17 protein-coding genes are annotated in these 17,249 nt (G+C 69.7%); 7 read left to right on the top strand and 10 right to left on the bottom strand.

Going from position 1 to position 17,249, the window contains the following annotated elements; all coding sequences use genetic code 11:
- Positions 1–14 precede the first annotated feature (14 nt).
- Complete coding sequence (locus MQH10_RS18285) at positions 15–620, top strand: TetR/AcrR family transcriptional regulator (RefSeq protein WP_242565442.1); 606 nt, start codon at positions 15–17, stop codon at positions 618–620.
- Here the strand turns inward: MQH10_RS18285 and MQH10_RS18280 are convergent.
- Entirely contained in the window at positions 617–2,269 is a 1,653-nt protein-coding gene (locus MQH10_RS18280) for an acyl-CoA dehydrogenase family protein (RefSeq protein ID WP_242565441.1), read from the bottom strand. The two genes, MQH10_RS18285 and MQH10_RS18280, sit on opposite strands and share 4 nt — an antisense overlap.
- Positions 2,270–2,349: 80 nt before the next feature.
- Here MQH10_RS18280 and MQH10_RS18275 point away from each other — a divergent pair, with 80 nt between their 5' ends.
- The gene (locus tag MQH10_RS18275) at positions 2,350–2,976 is read left to right on the top strand and encodes a glutathione S-transferase family protein (RefSeq protein ID WP_242565440.1); all 627 of its coding nucleotides are present in this window, start codon (positions 2,350–2,352) and stop codon (positions 2,974–2,976) included.
- Positions 2,977–2,999: 23 nt separating this feature from the next.
- On the opposite strand, the gene MQH10_RS18270 is transcribed toward MQH10_RS18275, so the two are convergent.
- Complete coding sequence (locus tag MQH10_RS18270; protein WP_242565439.1) at positions 3,000–4,139, bottom strand: hypothetical protein; 1,140 nt, start codon at positions 4,137–4,139, stop codon at positions 3,000–3,002.
- A gap of 118 nt (positions 4,140–4,257) precedes the next feature.
- Positions 4,258–5,046, bottom strand: coding sequence for an alpha/beta fold hydrolase (locus MQH10_RS18265; protein WP_242565438.1), 789 nt, complete (start codon positions 5,044–5,046; stop codon positions 4,258–4,260).
- A gap of 84 nt (positions 5,047–5,130) precedes the next feature.
- Here MQH10_RS18265 and MQH10_RS18260 point away from each other — a divergent pair, with 84 nt between their 5' ends.
- Positions 5,131–6,216, top strand: coding sequence for a hypothetical protein (locus MQH10_RS18260; protein WP_242565437.1), 1,086 nt, complete (start codon positions 5,131–5,133; stop codon positions 6,214–6,216).
- A 27-nt stretch (positions 6,217–6,243) separates the two neighbouring features.
- On the opposite strand, the gene MQH10_RS18255 is transcribed toward MQH10_RS18260, so the two are convergent.
- The 3 genes from MQH10_RS18255 to MQH10_RS18245 form a co-directional block, all read right to left on the bottom strand.
- Positions 6,244–7,347 (bottom strand): aromatic ring-hydroxylating oxygenase subunit alpha, encoded by a 1,104-nt coding sequence (locus MQH10_RS18255; protein WP_242565436.1) that lies wholly within the window; start codon positions 7,345–7,347, stop codon positions 6,244–6,246.
- A 95-nt stretch (positions 7,348–7,442) separates the two neighbouring features.
- Positions 7,443–9,059: an alpha-amylase family glycosyl hydrolase gene (locus MQH10_RS18250; RefSeq protein WP_242565435.1), complete on the bottom strand. Its 1,617-nt coding sequence runs from the start codon at positions 9,057–9,059 to the stop codon at positions 7,443–7,445.
- A gap of 3 nt (positions 9,060–9,062) precedes the next feature.
- A complete protein-coding gene (locus tag MQH10_RS18245) occupies positions 9,063–9,671 on the bottom strand; it encodes an ATP-dependent Clp protease proteolytic subunit (RefSeq protein WP_242565434.1) in 609 nt (202 codons plus the stop codon).
- A 237-nt stretch (positions 9,672–9,908) separates the two neighbouring features.
- On the opposite strand from MQH10_RS18245, the gene MQH10_RS18240 reads away from it, so the two are divergent.
- Complete coding sequence (locus MQH10_RS18240; protein ID WP_242565433.1) at positions 9,909–10,661, top strand: extensin-like domain-containing protein; 753 nt, start codon at positions 9,909–9,911, stop codon at positions 10,659–10,661.
- A gap of 27 nt (positions 10,662–10,688) precedes the next feature.
- Here the strand turns inward: MQH10_RS18240 and MQH10_RS18235 are convergent, their stop codons facing one another.
- On the bottom strand, positions 10,689–11,783 hold the full coding sequence (locus MQH10_RS18235; RefSeq protein ID WP_242565432.1) for a 3-deoxy-7-phosphoheptulonate synthase: 1,095 nt from the start codon (positions 11,781–11,783) through the stop codon (positions 10,689–10,691).
- Between the two features lie 313 nt (positions 11,784–12,096).
- On the opposite strand from MQH10_RS18235, the gene MQH10_RS18230 reads away from it, so the two are divergent.
- A complete protein-coding gene (locus MQH10_RS18230; protein WP_242565431.1) occupies positions 12,097–13,308 on the top strand; it encodes an acyl-CoA dehydrogenase family protein in 1,212 nt (403 codons plus the stop codon).
- Between the two features lie 16 nt (positions 13,309–13,324).
- Here MQH10_RS18230 and MQH10_RS18225 read toward each other — a convergent pair whose 3' ends face one another.
- The 3 genes from MQH10_RS18225 to MQH10_RS18215 are packed head-to-tail and all read right to left on the bottom strand — an operon-like array spanning position 13,325 to position 14,882.
- The gene (locus MQH10_RS18225) at positions 13,325–13,936 is read right to left on the bottom strand and encodes a pyridoxamine 5'-phosphate oxidase family protein (RefSeq protein ID WP_242565430.1); all 612 of its coding nucleotides are present in this window, start codon (positions 13,934–13,936) and stop codon (positions 13,325–13,327) included.
- Positions 13,933–14,397 carry a hypothetical protein gene (locus tag MQH10_RS18220; RefSeq protein WP_242565429.1) on the bottom strand — a complete coding sequence of 155 codons (465 nt, stop codon included), beginning with the start codon at positions 14,395–14,397 and terminating at the stop codon, positions 13,933–13,935. Before MQH10_RS18220 ends, MQH10_RS18225 begins: the two co-directional genes overlap by 4 nt.
- On the bottom strand, positions 14,397–14,882 hold the full coding sequence (locus MQH10_RS18215) for a lysylphosphatidylglycerol synthase domain-containing protein (protein ID WP_242565428.1): 486 nt from the start codon (positions 14,880–14,882) through the stop codon (positions 14,397–14,399). Before MQH10_RS18215 ends, MQH10_RS18220 begins: the two co-directional genes overlap by 1 nt.
- Before the next feature lie 204 nt (positions 14,883–15,086).
- Here MQH10_RS18215 and MQH10_RS18210 point away from each other — a divergent pair, with 204 nt between their 5' ends.
- A complete protein-coding gene (locus MQH10_RS18210) occupies positions 15,087–16,394 on the top strand; it encodes a glycosyltransferase (RefSeq protein ID WP_242565427.1) in 1,308 nt (435 codons plus the stop codon).
- Between the two features lie 83 nt (positions 16,395–16,477).
- Entirely contained in the window at positions 16,478–17,242 is a 765-nt protein-coding gene (locus MQH10_RS18205) for an SDR family oxidoreductase (protein WP_242565426.1), read from the top strand.
- Positions 17,243–17,249: the final 7 nt, after the last annotated feature.

The following is a 17,249-nucleotide window of genomic DNA, read 5'->3' as shown; positions in this document are numbered from 1 at the left end:
CCGGGGGGAAGCTTGTGAGCATTCGGAAGTCCCAGAAGGAAGCCACGCGGCAACGCGTGCTCGACGCGGCCCGCGATCTCTTCGAGACCCAGGGCTATGAAGAGACGACGGTGCGCGAGATCGCCCGTCGGGCCGAGGTCGCGGTGGGCAGCGTGTTCACGACCTTCGCCTCCAAGGGCGACATCCTCAGCCAGGTGATGGCCGACCGTCTGGACGAGCTCTATGCCGAGCTGGACCGGGTGATCCCGCATCTGCGCGGCGGCGTGGCCGATCGGCTGCGCTCGCTGTTCGCCATCCATTTCGCCTTCGAGACCCGGCGCACCAAGCTGTTCCTGGCCCATATCGCGGCGGCCTTCGACTGGACGCTCAGCCCCTCGACCCGGCCCTATGGCCGCAATCCCCGCCTGCGCCAGGTGATCCGGGACTGCCTGATCGAAGGCGTCAATCGCGGCGAGATCTCCGCCCACCTGGATCTTGAGGCGCTGCTCGACGCCCTGATGGGCATCTATGCCTGGACCTATCGCCTGGCCGCCTGGGAAGGCGCCGACGCCGACCAGATGAGCGCGGTGTTCGACCGTCAGATCGGCCTCTTGGCCGAAGGCTTCCTGCCCCGCGCTTAGTTCGCGCCTTCGAGCAGGCGGCGCGCGATCACCTGGGCCTGGATCTCTCCGGCCCCTTCGAAAATGTTCAGGATGCGGGCGTCGGCCAGCAGGCGGCTGACCGGCTGTTCGACGGCGAAACCCGTCCCTCCGTGGATCTGCACCGCATTATCCGCCGCCGCCCAGGCGATGCGGGCGGCGACCAGCTTGGCCATCCCCGCCTCCAGGTCGCAGCGGCGGCCCTCGTCCTTGGCGCGCGCGGCGAACCAGGTCAGCTGGCGGGCGCCCAGCAGTTCGGCCGCCATCATCGCCAGCTTGTTGGTCACCCGCGGAAAGCCCGCGATCGCCTGGCCGAACTGGCGGCGCTCAAGCGCATAGTCGAGCGCGATGTCCAGGGCGGCCTGGCCCACCCCGATGGCGCGCGCGGCGGTCTGGATGCGGGCGCTCTCGAAGGTCGCCATCAGCTGGGCGAAGCCCTGGCCGGGCTGGCCGCCCAGCAGGTCGGCCTCCGGCACCGCGAAGCCGTCGAAGGCCAGCTCATATTCTTTCATGCCGCGATAGCCGATCACGGCGATCTCCCCGCCGCTCATGCCTTCGGCCGGGAAGGGTTCGTCGGGCGTGCCCCGCGGCTTCGAGGCCAGCAGCATGGACAGGCCGCGGTGATCCTTCGACGCCGGATCGGTGCGCACCATCAGGGTCATCAGGTCGGCGCGGGCGGCGTGGGTGATCCAGGTCTTGGCGCCGGTGACCTTCCAGGCGCCGTCCTCCAGCACGGCGCGGGTGCGCAGAGAGCCAAGGTCCGACCCGGACTCCGGCTCGGTGAAGACGGCGGTCGGGATGATCTCGCCGCTGGCGATGGCCGGCAGGAAGCGGGCCTTCTGGTCGGCGGTGCCATTGGCCAGGATCAGCTCGGCGGCGATCTCCGAGCGGGTGCCGAGCGAGCCCGTGCCGATCCAGCCCCGCGACAGGGCCTCGGACACCACGCACATGGCGATCTTGCCCATGCCGGCGCCGCCGAAGTCCTCCGGCACGGTCAGGCCGAAGACGCCGAGCGCCGCCAGCTCCTGCAACAGCTCCAGCGGAATGAGTTCGTCGCGCAGGTGCCAGCCATGGGCGAAGGGGCTGATCTTCTCAGCCGCGAAGGCCGCGAACTGGTCGCGGACCTGGTCCAGGGTCTCGTCCAGGCCGCTGGCCTCCAGGGCCGGACGGCCGCGGGCCTCGGCCAGCAGCTCGACAATGCGGGTCTTCACCGCCTGGGTCGCGCCCGGGCGCAACTCGTCGATCAGCGGCGTCAGCCGGGCGGTGTCGAGCCCGACGTCGCTCGCCCGGAAGATCTCGCCCTGGTTCATCGGCACGCCGCCGGCCAGCTGGCTGAGATATTCGAAGGCCAGGAGCTGGGCGGGCAGGGCCTCGGCCTCGCCGAGCCCGCCGGCCGCGGACAGCGCTTCGGCCCAGGCGGCGGTCTGGGTCAGGGTCTCGGCATAGGCCGCCATCCAGGCCAGGCCGTGAGCCACGTGCTGTTCGGCGTCGAGGGCGGCGCGATCCAGCCGGCCATCCCGCGTGACCCGGGCCGCGACGGCGTCGCGCGCCCGCGCCGAAAGGGCGTCGGCTTGGGCCGCGGCGGCGTGTAGAAGGCGGGGGAGGTTCGGCAGGATCAGTTCGGCGCTCATGGCGCGACTATAGAGCTGCTTGCCGTGCGTCAGCCAACACCAAGCCACGCCGGCATAGACCACGTCAGGGGGACCCCGCCATGATCACCGTCCATCACCTCAACGACTCGCGCTCCCAGCGCATCCTGTGGCTGCTGGAGGAGCTGGGTCTTCCCTATGAGCTGAAGTTCTACCAGCGCGACGCCACGACCCGTCTGGCCCCGCCGGAGCTCAAGGCCGTGCATCCCCTGGGCAAGTCGCCGGTGATCACCGATGGCCAGGCGACCGTGATCGAATCAGGCGCGATCATCGACTACGTGATCCGCCGCCACGCTGGCGGCCGCCTGCAGCCCGATCCGTCCACCCCGGCCTATGACACCTATCAGCAGTGGCTCCACTACGCCGAGGGCTCGGCCATGCTGCCCCTGATGCTGTTCATGTATGTGGGCCGCCTGGGCGAGGCGGGGGCCGCCCTGCACCCGCGCCTGGAAAGCGAGATCGCCAACCACATGGGCTATGTCGAGGCCTCGCTCGCCGGCCGCGACTACATCATGGGCGCCGAGCTATCGGCCGCCGACATCCAGCTGTCCTTCGTGGGCGAAGTGCTGGGCGCGTTCGGCCGGCTCGACGCCTATCCGAACATCAAGGCCTGGGTCGCCCGCTTCCAGGCGCGTCCGGCCTATCGCACCGCCCTGGAGAAGGGCGGCGCCTATTCGTTCGCGAAGTAGATTTGGCGCGAAACTGGCCCTGATCAGGCGGCGGCGGGGGTCTCTTCGATCTCCGCCTCGCCCAGTCCCATGTCATAGTCGCTGAGCAGCTGGCAGGCCTCCGGCCCGGTCGCCTCGACCTTCATGCCGATGGGGAACCGCCGGCGCCAGAAAGTGGTCGCATGCGACAGCGCGCCCATCCGCTCGCCCAGGCCCATGAACAGGCTGGGCGCGGCGATCAGGAAGTCGCGGAAGCTGCGCGGGTCGCCCTTCTCGGTGAGGTCCCGGAAGGCGGTCTCGTAGACCGACAGAATCTGACCGGCCTCGGTGGTCGCCTGGGCGAGGTCCCGGCGGATGCGGTCCTGGCCGGCCTCGACATATTTTCCGATCACCGGCGGGCAGGGGGCGAGCAGCACCATCCGGCCGATCTCGGCCGAGGCGGTGTGGACCGTCACCCTCAGTTCGGCCAGGGCCCGCTTGAAATGCAGGAAGGCCTTCCACGCGAAGATCCCGTCCTGGAAGTCGGTCTCCTCCAGCCCGAAGGTGCGGCGCAGGGGCTCCAGCCGGGGATCGTTCTGGGCCGACATGATGGCCCCCACCAGCTTGGCCGTCTGGGTCGGATCCTGGCCCTTGCCGAAGGCCAGCAGCACCAGCTGGGCCACCTCATTGATCACGAAGGCCTGCACGCCCTGCAGCTCCGTGGCGGAAAGCGGGACATAGCAGCCCGCCGCCTCGACCTCGCGCCGCCGCAGATGCTCACGGACCAGGAAGGCGTCGAAGGACGGCAGCTCGTTCAGCACCCCGATGACCCGCAGGTCTTCCTGAAGCTCGGGACCGTCGCCGCCGCAGGCCTGGATCAGCCGCTCGCGCCATTCGGCGTCGCCGACCCGGACCGACGCGCCGCCCAGGGTCGGCGGCTCGCCCGCCTGGGGCAGGAAGATGCGGGTGGTGATGGCGGGCGGGGCCGAGGGGTCGGTGGTCACCCGCTGTTTCATATAGAGGGCGGTGTTCAGGGCGCGGATGCGGAACAGCGGCTGCTCCCGCCAGGCCGGGGCCTGACCCCAGTCGCGCGCCACCGCCGCCAGGTTCAGCACCCGGGCGGTGGAGGCCTGGGCCTCGAGATTGGCGAGGCTGCGCGCGCCCAGGCTGGGCGGCGCGGCCGGCGCGGCGGGGGACTTGCGCATAGGCGTCCTGATTGAACCGGGGTCCACTATGCGCCGCCGTTCGTTGGCGCAGCCTTAAGCACGCCGCGAAAAGCCGGTCCGGAAGGGTGAATTCCAGCGGCCAATCACCGCAGAGCGGTCAGCGGGCGTAGGGATCGTCCAGCAGGCCGTCGAGGAAGTCGAACACCGCGGCCTTGGTCAGGGCGTGGGGGATGGCGGAGAAGTGATCGCATCCCGGCACGGTCACCGCGTGGCCGTCCAGGAACCGGGCGGCCAGCTCTTCCGGATCGCCGGCCCCGTCGTCCCTCTGACCGGCGACCACCAGGACAGGCGAGGGGAAGTCGGCCATGGCGGCGGTGTCGAAGGGCGGATTGGTCACCCCGGTCATGGCGGCCAGGGCCTGGCGGTCTTCGCCCTGTTCGTCCGCGAACTGGCGGAAGCTGCGCAGCATGGGCTCGGTGATGGTGTCGGGGTCTGCGGCCAGCATGGCCTCGGCCATCGGATTGCCGGCCGGCAGGGCCCGCTCCCCGATCAGCTTGCCGCCCACGCCGCCCAGGATCAGGTGATTGATACGCTCCGGCGCCGCCAGGGCGGTCGCCAGGGCGGTGCGTGCGCCCATGGAATAGCCGAACACGTCGGCGCGCCCCAGACCCAGCTCATCCATCAGGGCGATGACGTCCCGGGCGAGACTGGCGCGGGCATAGGCCTCCGGCTCGTGGGGCTTGGCGCTTTCGCCGTGGCCGCGCTGGTCCAGCGCGATGCAGCGAATCCGGCGGCGCTCGAAGGCCGCGTACCAGCCGGTCCGCCGCCAGCCTTCGTGGCGGTTCGAGGAGAAGCCGTGAATGAGAATGATGGTGCGCTCATGACCGCCCGCCGGGGCGATGTCGTCATAGGCCAGGCGCAGTCCGTCGGAGGTGAAAGTAGACATTGGTTTTAACGGCTCGGTCAGAAAACGGGGTTACTTAGAATGTACCCAGATCGGGTGCGGCGAAGGGCCGCGGGGAAATGCGTGATGTCGGGACCGGAAACAGCCAAGACGATCATCGCCACAATGACCCGGATCGACCGGGTGACCAAGCGTGCGACGCGGGAGCGCGAACGCAAGGATCGCATCGCCGAGCGGCTGAAGCGATCGGAGGCGCCGGCCGAGGCGGCGACCCGCTTCGACACCCTGGTGGAGCGGCTCACTCGGGCGCATTGCGTGAAATATGTCCGCAAGGATTGGAGCGAGATCGCCCGTCGCGGGCTGGTCGAACCTATGCCCCGGACCAATGACAAGGAGCGCGCGGCCCGGCGCGCCCTGCAGAACTATCAGCCCGGCATGATCGACGCCCTCTTCAAGATGGAGAAGGACCGGCGTCGCGCCCTGGTCGCCCGGGTGCTGGCTGCGGCCAAGGCCGACCAGGACCTCTATGAAAAGGGCAAGCGGGCCGCCGAGGCGCACAACACCGACGTGACGGTCGCGGCCGGCGTGCTCGCCCTCGATCTCACCGCCATCGAGTCGACCCTGCGGGCCAATCTCGACTTTCCGGCCCTGCGTCCCGCCCTGGAGGGCTTCGCCCTGTCCCAGCCGGTCCCCGGGCGCTTCATCGTCTATATCGACGCCCTGGAGTTCGACGCCCTGCCCGACGAGGCCTGCGTGGCCCAGCCTGGCGGCCGGGCCGCCTATGTCGCCCTGCCGCGGACGAATATCCAGGAGATGCACCTCTCCAATGTCTGCTCGATCAGCTTGAGGATCGGGGTGGAGGTGCTGTCCGCGGTAGGCGTCGACGCGGTCGAGGTGGTGACCCGCTGCCAGCTGCCGGTTCCCGGCGGCAAGGACACCGAACAGCACTCGATCCTCTATGTGAAGCTGACCCACCAGGCGATGATCCGCATGGACCTGTCCAAGCTCGAGCCGGTGTCGACGGTCACCGCCCTGGGCGGGCGGCTGGACTGGGACGCGACGCGGGGCTTTTCGCCGATCAGCGTCGAGGATCTCAAGCTGGCCGGCCAGGCGCCGTGGGCGACGCCCGCGCCCGCCGCGCCGGTGGTGCGTGCGCAGCCGGCCCAGGCGCCCGAGGCGCCGCGCGCGGCCGGGGCGCGCAACAGTTACTAGTGTCCCGGCCGCTCGGGCGAAGTCGCCCTAGCTGCGCCAGCGCAGGGTGGCGGGCTCCACCGGATTGACGAAGGCGCGCGCGTCCCGGCGGCTGGCGATCCATTCGCGCTTCAGCTGCTGGTACCACTTGGCCTGACGGTCGGCGTCGTCGATCCACAAGAGGCCGGGATCGTATTTCAGCCCCTCGTTCTGCAGGTTCACCATGTCGCCGTCCTGGTGCAGGAACACGCGGATCATATGCTTGAACCAGGGCCGCAGCACAGAGGCCGCCCAATGGTCGGTCCAGACGATCTGGGTGATGCGGGTGCGGGTCTCATTGACCGGGGTCAGGCAGGTGAGCGCCAGGACCTGGCGCGCGCCCACCTGCACATGCTCCCAGCGCAGGCCGGGCAGGCGGAAGGTGATCTCGGTCTGGGGATCGCCGCCGAGCAGCCGGTAGAGCCGATTGCTCTTGGACGGCGGGTGGCGGGTCATGACGAAGCCGCGCTCCGACGGCGCGAAGCACTTGGCCTTGTCGTGCTGGCCCTTGGCCTTGCGCGACCACCACTGGCCGTGGACGTAAGGAGCGTGGGTCGGGTCCATCAGGCCCACGACCGCGTGGTCCATATGGGCGTCGAAATCCATGCGGTCGACGAACTTGGGCGCCCCGCCGACCACGCCCTCGAACACCGGCGGCGGCTCGGGCGGATCGCCCGCGAAGCGCGGGTCGCTGGAGACCCACACCCAGACCATGCCCTGGCTCTCGGCGGCCGGATAGCGGCGGATGCGCACCTTGCCGACATCCATCTCCTGGTCGGCCACCAGGGACGGGATGGCCGTGCAGGCGCCGTCCGTGCCGAACCGCCAGCCGTGATAGGGGCATTCGATGCTGGGCCGGCCGTCGGCCTCCTCGACCAGCCGGCCGGCTGACAGCGGCGCGGCGCGGTGGGGGCAGATGTCGCGGACGGCGTAGACCTGGCCCTTGCGGTCGCGGCCGACCAGCACCGGCTCGCCCAGGATCTCGTAGCGTTGCAGCTTGCCGGGCTTGAGCTCGCTCGCGACGGCGGCGAAATACCAGATGTCGCGCAGGAACCCCTGGCCGAACTTGGTCTCGGCGCTGGCGCGGGCGGGCTTGGCGTTTCCGTCGGGCATGGCGTCGTTTTAGTCCCTGGGCCTCGGCGGCGAAAGCCGCAGCCGCCTATCGAGCCGCCTCATCGTCCCAGCGCCTTGATCGAGCGCAAGCCCGCTCAAGCCAGTTCCAGAATGCGGAAGGCGTGGGGACCTAGGCTCAGGGTCACCCCGGCGAGCGCCGCCGTCCCGGCGCCGGGCGCGGCGATGGTCGCGCCCTTGAGCCGCGGATCGGCGAAGCTTTGGGCCTCGCCGCTCATGTTGAAGACGCAGAGCACCGTCTCGTCGCCCTCGGCGCGGGTGAAGGCCAGGATCGGTTCGGGCGCCTCGACCATGCCGATCTCGCCGCGGGTCAGCGCGGCCGAGCCGCGGCGCAGGGCGATCATGGCCCGGCTGAAGGCCAGCATCGAGCCGGCGTCGGAGTCTTGCGCGGCCACGGTCAGGCCGGCGTGCTCCGGCGCCGACGGCAGCCAGGGCTTGGCCGGCGAGAAGCCGAGGTTTTCCCCCGGCGCCCAGGGCATGGGGGTGCGGGACCCATCCCGGCCCTTGGCGATCGGCCAGTAGAGGTCGCCGACCGGATCGCGGATTTCCTCGCGGGTCAGGCTCTGGGCCTCGGGCAGGCCGAGTTCCTCGCCCTGATAGATGAGCGTGGTGCCCTTCAGGGTGAGCAGCAGGCCGAACATCAGGCGCGCCACGGCGTCGCCGCCGCCGAAGCGCGTGGCGGTGCGCGGAATGTCGTGGTTGCAGAACGAGATGCAGGGCCAGTGGCCCGGATGGCGGGCGAGTGTCTCGAAGTGCTCGCGGAACACCTTGGCGCCCAGCTTGCGCGCATGCAGCAGCACGAAGGTGTAGGCCGAGTGCAGCCCGTCCTGGGGCGTGCAATAGGCGCCGCAGCGCTCCTCCTCCTCCGAGAATTCGCCGAACACGAAGCGGTCGCCGCCGTTCCTACCGTTGTGGGCGTCCACCCGGCGGCGGATCTCGTCCAGCAGCGGGATGTTCTCGGGCAGGTTGGAATCGTAGAGATGCCGCTGCATCTCCGAGGCGTGGGCCCAGTGATGGCGGGTCCGCTCGCCGGCCGGCACGGCTGGATTGGGCGTCAGCTTTTCGTCGTGCAGGAAGGTGCCGGCGACATCCAGGCGGAAGCCGTCGATCCCCTTGTCCAGCCAGTAGTCCAGCACCGAGATGGCGGCTTCCTTGGCGTCCGGGTTGATCCAGGACAGCTTGGGCTGCTGGCGCAGGAACTTATGATGATAGTGCTGGCGGCGCGCCGGCTGATAGGCCCAGGCCGGGCCGCCGAACACGCTGAGCCAGTTGTTGGGGGCGGTGCCGTCCGGGGCCGGATCGGCCCAGACGTACCAGTCCGCCTTGGGGCCGTCCGGGCCGCCGTCGCGGCTCTCGGCGAACCAGGCGTGCTCGTCGGAGGTATGGGCCAGGACCTCATCCAGCATCACCTTGATGCCGCGGGCGTGGGCCGCGTCGACCAGGGCGGTCAGGTCGTCCAGGGTCCCGTAGTCGGGATGGACGCCCTCATAGTCGGAGACGTCATAGCCCCAGTCGCGATTGGGCGAGGGGTGGATCGGCGACAGCCAGATGGCGTCGACGCCCAGGCTTTCGATGTAGTCGAGCTTGGCGGCCACGCCGGCGAGATCCCCGTGGCCGTCGCCGTCGGAGTCAAAGAAGCTCCGGACGTAGATGTGATAGACGACCGCGCCTTTCCACCAGGGCGCGGCCGCCATCGCTTAGGCTTCCTCGGCGCGGTTGATCACCTTGGAGACCAGGCCATAGGCCACGGCGTCCTCGGCTCCGATCCAGAAGTTGCGCTGGGTGTCCTTGACGATCTTCTCGTAGGGCTGCCCAGTTTCCTTGGCGATCATGCGGTTGACGCGCACGCGCATCTTCACGATCTCCTCGGCCTCGATCTCGATGTCCGAGGCCTGGCCGCGCACGCCGCCCGAGGGCTGGTGCAGCAGGAAGCGGGTGTTGGGCAGGCACAGCCGGTTTTCCTTGGCCGCGCCCAGATAGATGTGGGCGCCGGCGCTGGCGACCCAGCCGGTGCCGATCATCTTCACCTTGGGGCCGCAGAAGCGGATCATGTCGTGGATGGTGTCGCCGCTCTCCACGTGACCGCCGGGCGAGTTGATGATCACCCGGATGTCGTCGTCCGACTTGGCCGCCAGCGCCAGCAGCTGGGCGGTCACCCGCTCGGCCAGGCGCATGTTGATTTCGCCGAAGATCAGCACCGTGCGCGACTTGAAGAGCGCGTTCTGCACCGGCCCCGCCGTCATCGGCATGTCGGGCTTGTCGGCGCCTTCGCCCTCTTCTTCGTCGTCCAGTCGCCAGTCGCGCATGGTCTCGTCACTCCGTGTCGTCGTCTTACGGAACCTGATGTGCGCCGCTTGCATCCGCAAGGGGGGCGCGGGGTCGCCGTCTGGATGAGGCGGGCGTTGTACTGGATGATCCTTTTCAAGTTGTCGACGCCCAGATGTTTATTCCGGGCGTCATTCGTCTCCCCGCCGCCCGGACGGGCCCCGATCGCCCCGCGCCGTGCTAGTCTGGCGTCGATCCGATCCGCAGCCTGAGCCCCGATGGCCTACCGCGTTCCCCGCCACCCCAAGATCGAGCACCACGCCAGGCGCCAGACCCTGCTGGCCCGGCTGGTGGGGCTCGTCCTGTTGTGGATCCTGGTGGCGATCATGGCCCTGGTCGCCGACCGGACCATCGCCCCCCAGCACCTGCTGTGGAAGCCGCTGAGCGTCATCGATCCCGTCGGGGTCGCCACCCGCGCCAAGGCGGCCCGCACCGGCGCCGACCCCGCCGCCTGCCGCCAGGTGCTGAGCCAGGGCGGGGTGGTGTTCACCGCCGTGCCGGCCCGCCAGACCGCCTCGGCCTGCCAGCTTGACGGCGCCCTGCAGATCACCGCCGGCATGGCGCCGCTGCGGCCCGCCGACGCCCCCATGACCTGCAAGGAGGCGCTGGCCGTCTCCATCTGGGAGCGCCAGGTGGTGCAGCCCGCCGCCTTCGAGATCCTGGGCCAGGGCGTGGTCGGCCTCGACCACTATGGCAGCTATGCCTGCCGCCGGATCTATGGCCGCCCCGAGGGCCCCTTGAGCGAGCACGCCACCGCCAACGCCCTGGACCTGGCCGGCTTTCGCCTGGCCGACGGCGGCCAGGTGACGGTGGCCCACGACTGGGCCGATCCCGGACCGAAGGGCCAGTTCCTGCGCAAGGTCCGGGACGGCGGCTGCCAGGTGTTCATCACCGTGCTGTCGCCCGACTACAACAAGGAACACTCAGACCATCTGCACCTGGACATGGGCGGCTGGCCGCTCTGCGCCTGAGCGCCACGGCCGCCGCCCGGTTCGGGATCAGGCCTCCACGCGCGCCTCGAGCCTGGCGCCGGCGATCCGTAGGCCGCGTCGGGCGCGCACCGCCTTGGCCAGGCCCTCCAGGGCCTTCAGCGAGGTCGGCCAGTCGATGCAGCCGTCGGTGATGGACTGGCCATAGGTCAGGGGCTTGCCGGGCGTCAGATCCTGGCGGCCGGCGACCAGGTGGCTTTCCACCATCACCCCGATGATCCGCACGTCGCCGCCGGCCACCTGGGCCGCCACGTCCTCCAGCACCTTGGGCTGGTTCTCCGGGTTCTTGGAGCTGTTGGCGTGGCTCGCATCGACCATCACCATCGGCTTCAGCCCCTGGGCGGCGATCTCCCCGCAGGCGGCCGCGACGTTGAGCGCGTCATAGTTCGGCGCCCGGCCGCCGCGCAGCACGACATGGCAGTCGCCGTTGCCGCTGGTCGCGGCGATGGCCGAGCGGCCCTCCTTGGTCACGGCCAGGAAATGGTGCGGCTGGCTGGCGGCCTTGATGGCGTCGATGGCGATGCGGATATTGCCGTCCGTGCCGTTCTTGAAGCCCACGGGACAGGACAGGCCCGACGCCAGTTCGCGGTGGATCTGGCTTTCCGTCGTCCGCGCCCCGATCGCGCCCCAGCCCACCAGGTCGGCGATGTATTGCGGGGTGATCACGTCCAGGAATTCGCAGGCCGCCGGCACGCCCATGTCATTGACCTCCAGCAGCAGGCTGCGCGCCATCCGCAGGCCCTCGTCGATGCGGAAGCTGCCGTCCAGGTGCGGGTCGTTGATCAGCCCCTTCCATCCCACCGTGGTCCTGGGCTTCTCGAAATAGACCCGCATCAGGATCTCCAGGTCCCCGCCCAGCCGGGCGCGGGCGTCGGCGACCAGCTGGGCGTATTCCAGCGCCGCCTTGGGATCGTGGATCGAGCAGGGGCCGATCACCACCACCAGGCGATCGTCCTCGCCGGTCAGGATGCGGTGGACCGCGTGGCGGGCGGCCTGGACCGTGACGCTGGCCTGGGGCGTGCGCACGATCTCGGCCATCACCTCGGCGGGCGGACTGAGTTCGCGGATGGTGCGGATCCGAAGATCGTCGGTGGTGGCGGGCATGGCGGGCTTCCTTCGTGGAGAAGAGCCAGCGCCGGCGGCCAATAAAAAAGCCGCCAGGAACGCTGGCGGCTGGGTGGGTGTCTGTTCAGGACGTCTTCACGTCAAACGAACCCCTTCCTCCGCCAGCGGCATCGGAAAGCTAAAGTACCAATAGGAATATTGGGCGCGGAGGTTCATCGCCGACACCCAAACATCAGCGGCGAACCTGAGTCAACGTTGTCGCGCCGGCCTTACCTTGGGTGAATCTTGTTCCTGGCGCGGGCAAGCCTAAGGTGGGGCGCAAGAGATCACGGTTCTGACGGGAGATATCACCATGGCCGATTTCGGAGGCGACCTCGAACTCGAGGACTTCCGCGCCGAGGCGCGCACGTGGCTGGAGGAGAACTTCCCGGCCTCGCTGAAGGGCAAGGCGGCGCTCGCCATGGCCATGATGGAAGGGCTGAAGCCGGAAGGCGACCTGCTGCTCTGGAAGCAGCGGATCGGCGCCAAGGGCTGGGGCACCCCCACCTGGCCGAAGGAATACGGCGGCGGCGGGCTCACCCCCATGCAGGCCCGCGTCCTGCAGCAGGAAATGGTCAAGGCCGGCGCCTTCAATCCGCTGACCTTCGGCATGGGCGTGACCATGATCGGCCCGACCATCCTCGACTATGGCACCGAGGCCCAGAAGCAGAAGCACATCCCGCCGATCGTCCGCGGCGACGTCCGCTGGTGCGTCGGCTACTCGGAGCCCAACGCCGGCTCCGACCTCGCCTCCCTGCAGATGAAGGCCGAGGACGCCGGCGATCACTGGAAGATCAACGGCCAGAAGACCTGGACCTCCGGCGCCCAGTGGTCGCAATGGTGCGGGGCCCTGGTCCGCACGGACTTCTCGGCCAAGAAGCACGACGGCATCTCCTTCATGCTGATCGACATGAACCAGGCCGCCATCGAGCCCAAGCCGATCGCGCTCATCGCCGGCGCCTCGCCGTTCTGCGAGACCTTCTTCACCGACGCCCGCGCCGAGAAGGACGCCCTGCTGGGCGAACTGAACCGCGGCTGGACGGTGGGCAAGCGCCTGCTGCAGCACGAGCGCGCCAGCCAGACGGGCGCGCCCTCCGGCGCCCGCGCCGCGCCGCTGCAGGACATCGCCAAGCGTTATGTGGGCGAGGACGCCGAGGGCCGCCTGGCCGATTCGGACCTCCGCACCCGGCTCACCCGTCACCTGATGGACGCCAAGGTCCACGGCCTGACGCTGGCCCGCGCGGCCGTGGAATCCAAGGGCGCCTCGGGCGCCACCAACGCCGCCTCGGTGCTGAAGAACTCCGCGACCAATGTCGCCCAGACCCGCGCCGAGCTGACGCTGGAGATCATGGGCGCCCAAGGCCTCGGCTGGGACGGCGCGAGCTTCTCCAAGGAGGAGATCGAGGCGGTGCGCGGCTGGCTCTCCGGCAAGGCCATGTCGATCTATGGCGGCTCGGTGGAGATCCAGAACAACATCATCTCCAAGCGCATCCTGGGCCTGCCCGACAGCACCCACTCGGCCTAGGTCCGGCGGCGGGGCCTCACCACATCGAGGCCTTCGCCCGCTCCGGCCATTCGCGATCATAGGCCTCGCCGCCGACAGCCCCTGCGCTGGCGGCGGCGAGCATCTGTCCGGCGGTCGGCAGGCTGGCCGGATCGACAAAGGTCTCCGGGTTCCAGACCTGGCCGCGCATCAGGGCCCGCGCGCACTGGAAATAGACCGCGTCGACGGTGACCACGACCACCGAGCGCGGCGGCTTTCCCTCCATCATGAAGCTGTCCAACAGGGCGGGATCGGTCTCGATGACCGCCCGGCCATTGACCCTGAGCGTCGTGTTGGATCCGGGGATCATGAACATCAGGGCGACGCGCGGATCGCGGACGATATTGCGCAGCGAATCGCAGCGGTTGTTGCCCCGCCGGTCCGGCATCATCAGGGTGCGATCGTCGGCGATCCGCACCACCCCGCCGGCGTCGCCGCGCGGCGAGCAGTCCAGCCCCTCCGGTCCGACGGTGGCCAGGGCGCAGAAGGGCGAGGCCTCGATATAGGCCCGGTAGGGGGCGTTCAGGTGATCCAGCTCCTTCACCGTCGAAGCGGCGTTGGTCGGGCCATAGATCGCCTCCAGGGCCTCGAGGGTGGTCAGGCGGGTCATGATGCGTCTCCTGTCGGGGCGGCGGCGGCGCGGGGCCGCAGGACGGCGTCAGCGGCGAGGGCCACCGCCGAGATCGCCAGGGGCAGCAGATAGTAGAACAGGCGATAGCCGAGCATGGCGGCGGCGAGATCCGGCCGGTGCAGCTGGGGCAACAGGGCGACCAGGGCGCCTTCGAACACGCCCAGCCCGCCGGGCACGCCGGAGAACAGGCCGGCCGACATGGCGGTCAGATAGCCGCTGGCGAAGGTGGCGAAGCCGAGCTCATTGCCGGGGATCAGCAGCCACATCAGGGCGGCCGACAGCACCACGTCGCCCAGGCCGAAGCCGAATTGCACGAAGCCCAGCCAGAGGGGCGGGAAGGCGATCTCCTGGCCCATCAGCGTCACCTTGCGCCGGACGAAGGCGCAGGCCGCCAGATAGGCGATAGGGCCGGCCGCCAGCAGGCCGCCTATGATCCGCATCAGCACCACCGGCGCGCGAGAATCTCGAAGGTGGCGGCGGGCGCCGAGAGGAAGCTCACCCCCGCCAGGGCCGCCAGCCCCAGGCCGAAGGAGAGGGCGCCATAGACAGTGACCACCGCCGACTGGGCCACGGTCACGCCATAGCGGGCATAGACGCCCGCCCGCACCGCCCCGCCCACGAAGATCGTCATGCCCAGGGTGTTAGCGAGCGCGTGGGAGATGAAGGATCCGCCGACCCCGGGAACCCAGCCGATGGTCGAGCCGGACCAGCGCAGGGCGATCTGCTCGTTGACCCCCAGGAACAGATAGCCGCCGAGCGACAGGGCCGCGGCCGCGACCAGCTGGCCGGGCGTCCAGGTCCGCACGGCCGCCGCGATCTCGGCGATCGAGGTGTGATGCAGTTCGCGCCACAGCACGTAGCCGGCCGCGGTCAGCAGCACGATCGGGATGACGACGTTGATCAACGCCTTGGGCGGTTTGGTCATTCAGGCCTCGCGGGCCTCGCCGCTCGCGGGCCCATGCTGCGCCACACCTCGGACGTGGGTTGACGGAGGTCAAGGATACACGCCTAAATCCTGCCGCGAGTATCTTAGACACCACGCGAAGAAGCGGCCCGGTCATTTGGGGTCGACGGGTCGGTCGCCGGTTTCGATGCGGTGACGGGCGCCGTTTCAGGATGGAGCGGCTCGATGGGGAGAAGGATCGTCCTGTCCACGGCAGGGACGGCGGGCGACCTCAATCCGTTCATCGCGATCGCCCTGGAGCTGCGGGCGCGCGGCCATCGTCCGGTCATCGCCACCCAGCGCGAGTTCCAGCCCGCCATCGAGGCCGAGGGCCTGGCCTTCCACCTGGTCCGACCCGGCGTCGACGATGTCCGCCGCGAGCTGGGCCTCGACGCCCCCGAGATCGTGCAGCGCGCCACCCATGGGTCGAGCGGGCTGGAGTTCGCGGTCCGCCGCATCGCCATGCCGTTCCTGCGCCGCGCCTTCGACGACATGATGGCCGCCACGGTCGACGCCGACCTGGTGGTCACCCACACCTCCGCCTTCGCCGCCCGTCTGGCAGCCGAGAAGCGGGGCCTGCCCTGGCTGTCCACGGCCTTGGCGCCCTTCACCTTCATGTCGGTCTATGACCCGCCGATCCTCTCGACCCTGCCGCCCCTCAAGACCCTGCGGCGGATGACCGGCGCCCGGTCCGACGCCGCCCTGGCGCGGGTCGTGCGGCTCGCCACCGCCTCCTGGACCGGCAAGTTCCAGCAGATGCGCACCCGGCTCGGCTTGCCGCGCAGCGCCAATCCCCTGTTCGAAGGCCAGTTCTCGCCCTTCGGCACGCTGGCCCTCTATTCGCCCCTGTTCGGGTCTCTGCAGCCGGATTTCCCGCCCGACTGCGCCATGACCGGCTTCTGCTTCTATGACCGCCGCGCCGGCGCCGCCGAGCGCCTGCCCGAGGCCCTGGCGGCCTTCCTCGACTCCGGCCCGCCGCCCCTGGTCTTCACCCTGGGCTCGGCCCTGACCCTGGAACCCGGCCGCTTCTACGACGTCGCCATCAAGGCCGCCCGCCAGCTGGGCCGTCGCGCCGTGCTGCTGGTCGGCCCCGACGCCGCCCGGCGTCTGCCGCGCAGCGAGGACGTGCTGATCACCGAATACGCCCCGCACTCCCTGCTGTTTCCGAGAGCCTGCGCGGTGGTCCATCACGGCGGGGTGGGCACCACGGCCCAGGCCCTGCGCGCCGGCAAGCCGCAGCTGGTGGTCCCCTTCTTCGCCGACCAGCCGGACAACGCCGCCCGCGTGGTCCGCCTGGGCGCAGGCCGGTCGCTCGCCGATCGCGCCTGGCGGCCAGGCGCCGCGACGCGGGAGCTTGGCGCCCTGCTGAACGGCGCCTATGGGCCGCGCACGGAGGACCTCTCGCGCCGCTTGTCGCGCGAGCATGGGGCGGTGGCGGCGGCGGACCGGATCGAGGAGCTGATGTCCGGCCCCGGCCTGCGCCTGACCGCCTGACGCGGCGCTTGACCTAGGGTTCGGGGGCGCGGCAAATGCCGGCCGGGAATTCAAACATACGTTTTAAGGGGGAGGCCGCGCTCATGGGCCAATTGTTCGATCTGACCGGCAAGGTCGCCATCATCACCGGCTCGACCAAGGGCATCGGCAAGGCCATCGCCGAACGCATGGCCGAGCACGGCGCCAAGGTGGTCATCTCCTCGCGCAAGGCCGGCCCCTGCGACGAGGTCGCCGCCGCCATCAACGCCGCCCATCCGGGCGCGGCCATCGCGGTCCCGGCCAACATCTCGTCCAAGGACGACCTGCAGAACCTGGTCGACCAGACCCGCAAGGCGTTCGGCAAGGTCGACATCGTGGTCTGCAACGCCGCCTCCAACCCCTATTACGGGCCGATGAGCGGCATCAATGACGACCAGTTCCGCAAGATCCTCGAGAACAACATCATCGCCAACAACTGGCTGATCCAGATGGTCGCGCCGGAGATGCGCGAGCGGAAGGACGGGGCGATCGTGATCATCTCCTCGATCGGCGGTCTGCGCGGCACCTCGGTGATCGGCGCCTACGCCATCTCCAAGGCCGCCGACATGCAGCTGGCGCGGAACCTCGCCCAGGAACTCAGCCCCGACAACATCCGGGTCAACTGCATCGCGCCGGGTCTCGTGAAGACCGACTTCGCCAAGGCCCTGTGGGACACCCCGGAGGGCGAGCGCCGCGCCAGCTCCGGCACGCCGCTGCGCCGCCTGGGCGAGCCCGACGACATCGCCGGGGCGGCGGTGTTCCTGTCCTCCAAGGCGGGCTCCTGGATGACCGGCCAGACGGTGGTCATCGACGGCGGTTCGACCAGCTGAGGTCGTT

It is taken from the genome of Phenylobacterium aquaticum (genome assembly GCF_022695515.1).
GTDB lineage: Bacteria > Pseudomonadota > Alphaproteobacteria > Caulobacterales > Caulobacteraceae > Phenylobacterium > Phenylobacterium aquaticum.
Note: the sequence above shows the minus strand (reverse complement) of the source record. Positions and strands in the feature narration are given on the sequence as shown.

Excerpts from the sequence above, each read along its gene's own strand:
- MQH10_RS18205 (WP_242565426.1), top strand. The coding sequence starts at position 16,478 with ATGGGCCAATTGTTCGATCTGACCGGCAAGGTCGCCATCATCACCGGC.
- MQH10_RS18215 (WP_242565428.1), bottom strand. The coding sequence starts at position 14,882 with ATGACCAAACCGCCCAAGGCGTTGATCAACGTCGTCATCCCGATCGTG.
- MQH10_RS18225 (WP_242565430.1), bottom strand. The coding sequence starts at position 13,936 with ATGACCCGCCTGACCACCCTCGAGGCCCTGGAGGCGATCTATGGCCCG.
- MQH10_RS18275 (WP_242565440.1), top strand. The coding sequence starts at position 2,350 with ATGATCACCGTCCATCACCTCAACGACTCGCGCTCCCAGCGCATCCTG.
- MQH10_RS18240 (WP_242565433.1), top strand. The coding sequence starts at position 9,909 with ATGGCCTACCGCGTTCCCCGCCACCCCAAGATCGAGCACCACGCCAGG.
- MQH10_RS18255 (WP_242565436.1), bottom strand. The coding sequence starts at position 7,347 with ATGCCCGACGGAAACGCCAAGCCCGCCCGCGCCAGCGCCGAGACCAAG.
- MQH10_RS18235 (WP_242565432.1), bottom strand. The coding sequence starts at position 11,783 with ATGCCCGCCACCACCGACGATCTTCGGATCCGCACCATCCGCGAACTC.
- MQH10_RS18220 (WP_242565429.1), bottom strand. The coding sequence starts at position 14,397 with ATGCGGATCATAGGCGGCCTGCTGGCGGCCGGCCCTATCGCCTATCTG.
- MQH10_RS18230 (WP_242565431.1), top strand. The coding sequence starts at position 12,097 with ATGGCCGATTTCGGAGGCGACCTCGAACTCGAGGACTTCCGCGCCGAG.
- MQH10_RS18270 (WP_242565439.1), bottom strand. The coding sequence starts at position 4,139 with ATGCGCAAGTCCCCCGCCGCGCCGGCCGCGCCGCCCAGCCTGGGCGCG.
- MQH10_RS18280 (WP_242565441.1), bottom strand. The coding sequence starts at position 2,269 with ATGAGCGCCGAACTGATCCTGCCGAACCTCCCCCGCCTTCTACACGCC.
- MQH10_RS18245 (WP_242565434.1), bottom strand. The coding sequence starts at position 9,671 with ATGCGCGACTGGCGACTGGACGACGAAGAAGAGGGCGAAGGCGCCGAC.
- MQH10_RS18260 (WP_242565437.1), top strand. The coding sequence starts at position 5,131 with ATGTCGGGACCGGAAACAGCCAAGACGATCATCGCCACAATGACCCGG.
- MQH10_RS18210 (WP_242565427.1), top strand. The coding sequence starts at position 15,087 with ATGGGGAGAAGGATCGTCCTGTCCACGGCAGGGACGGCGGGCGACCTC.
- MQH10_RS18250 (WP_242565435.1), bottom strand. The coding sequence starts at position 9,059 with ATGGCGGCCGCGCCCTGGTGGAAAGGCGCGGTCGTCTATCACATCTAC.
- MQH10_RS18265 (WP_242565438.1), bottom strand. The coding sequence starts at position 5,046 with ATGTCTACTTTCACCTCCGACGGACTGCGCCTGGCCTATGACGACATC.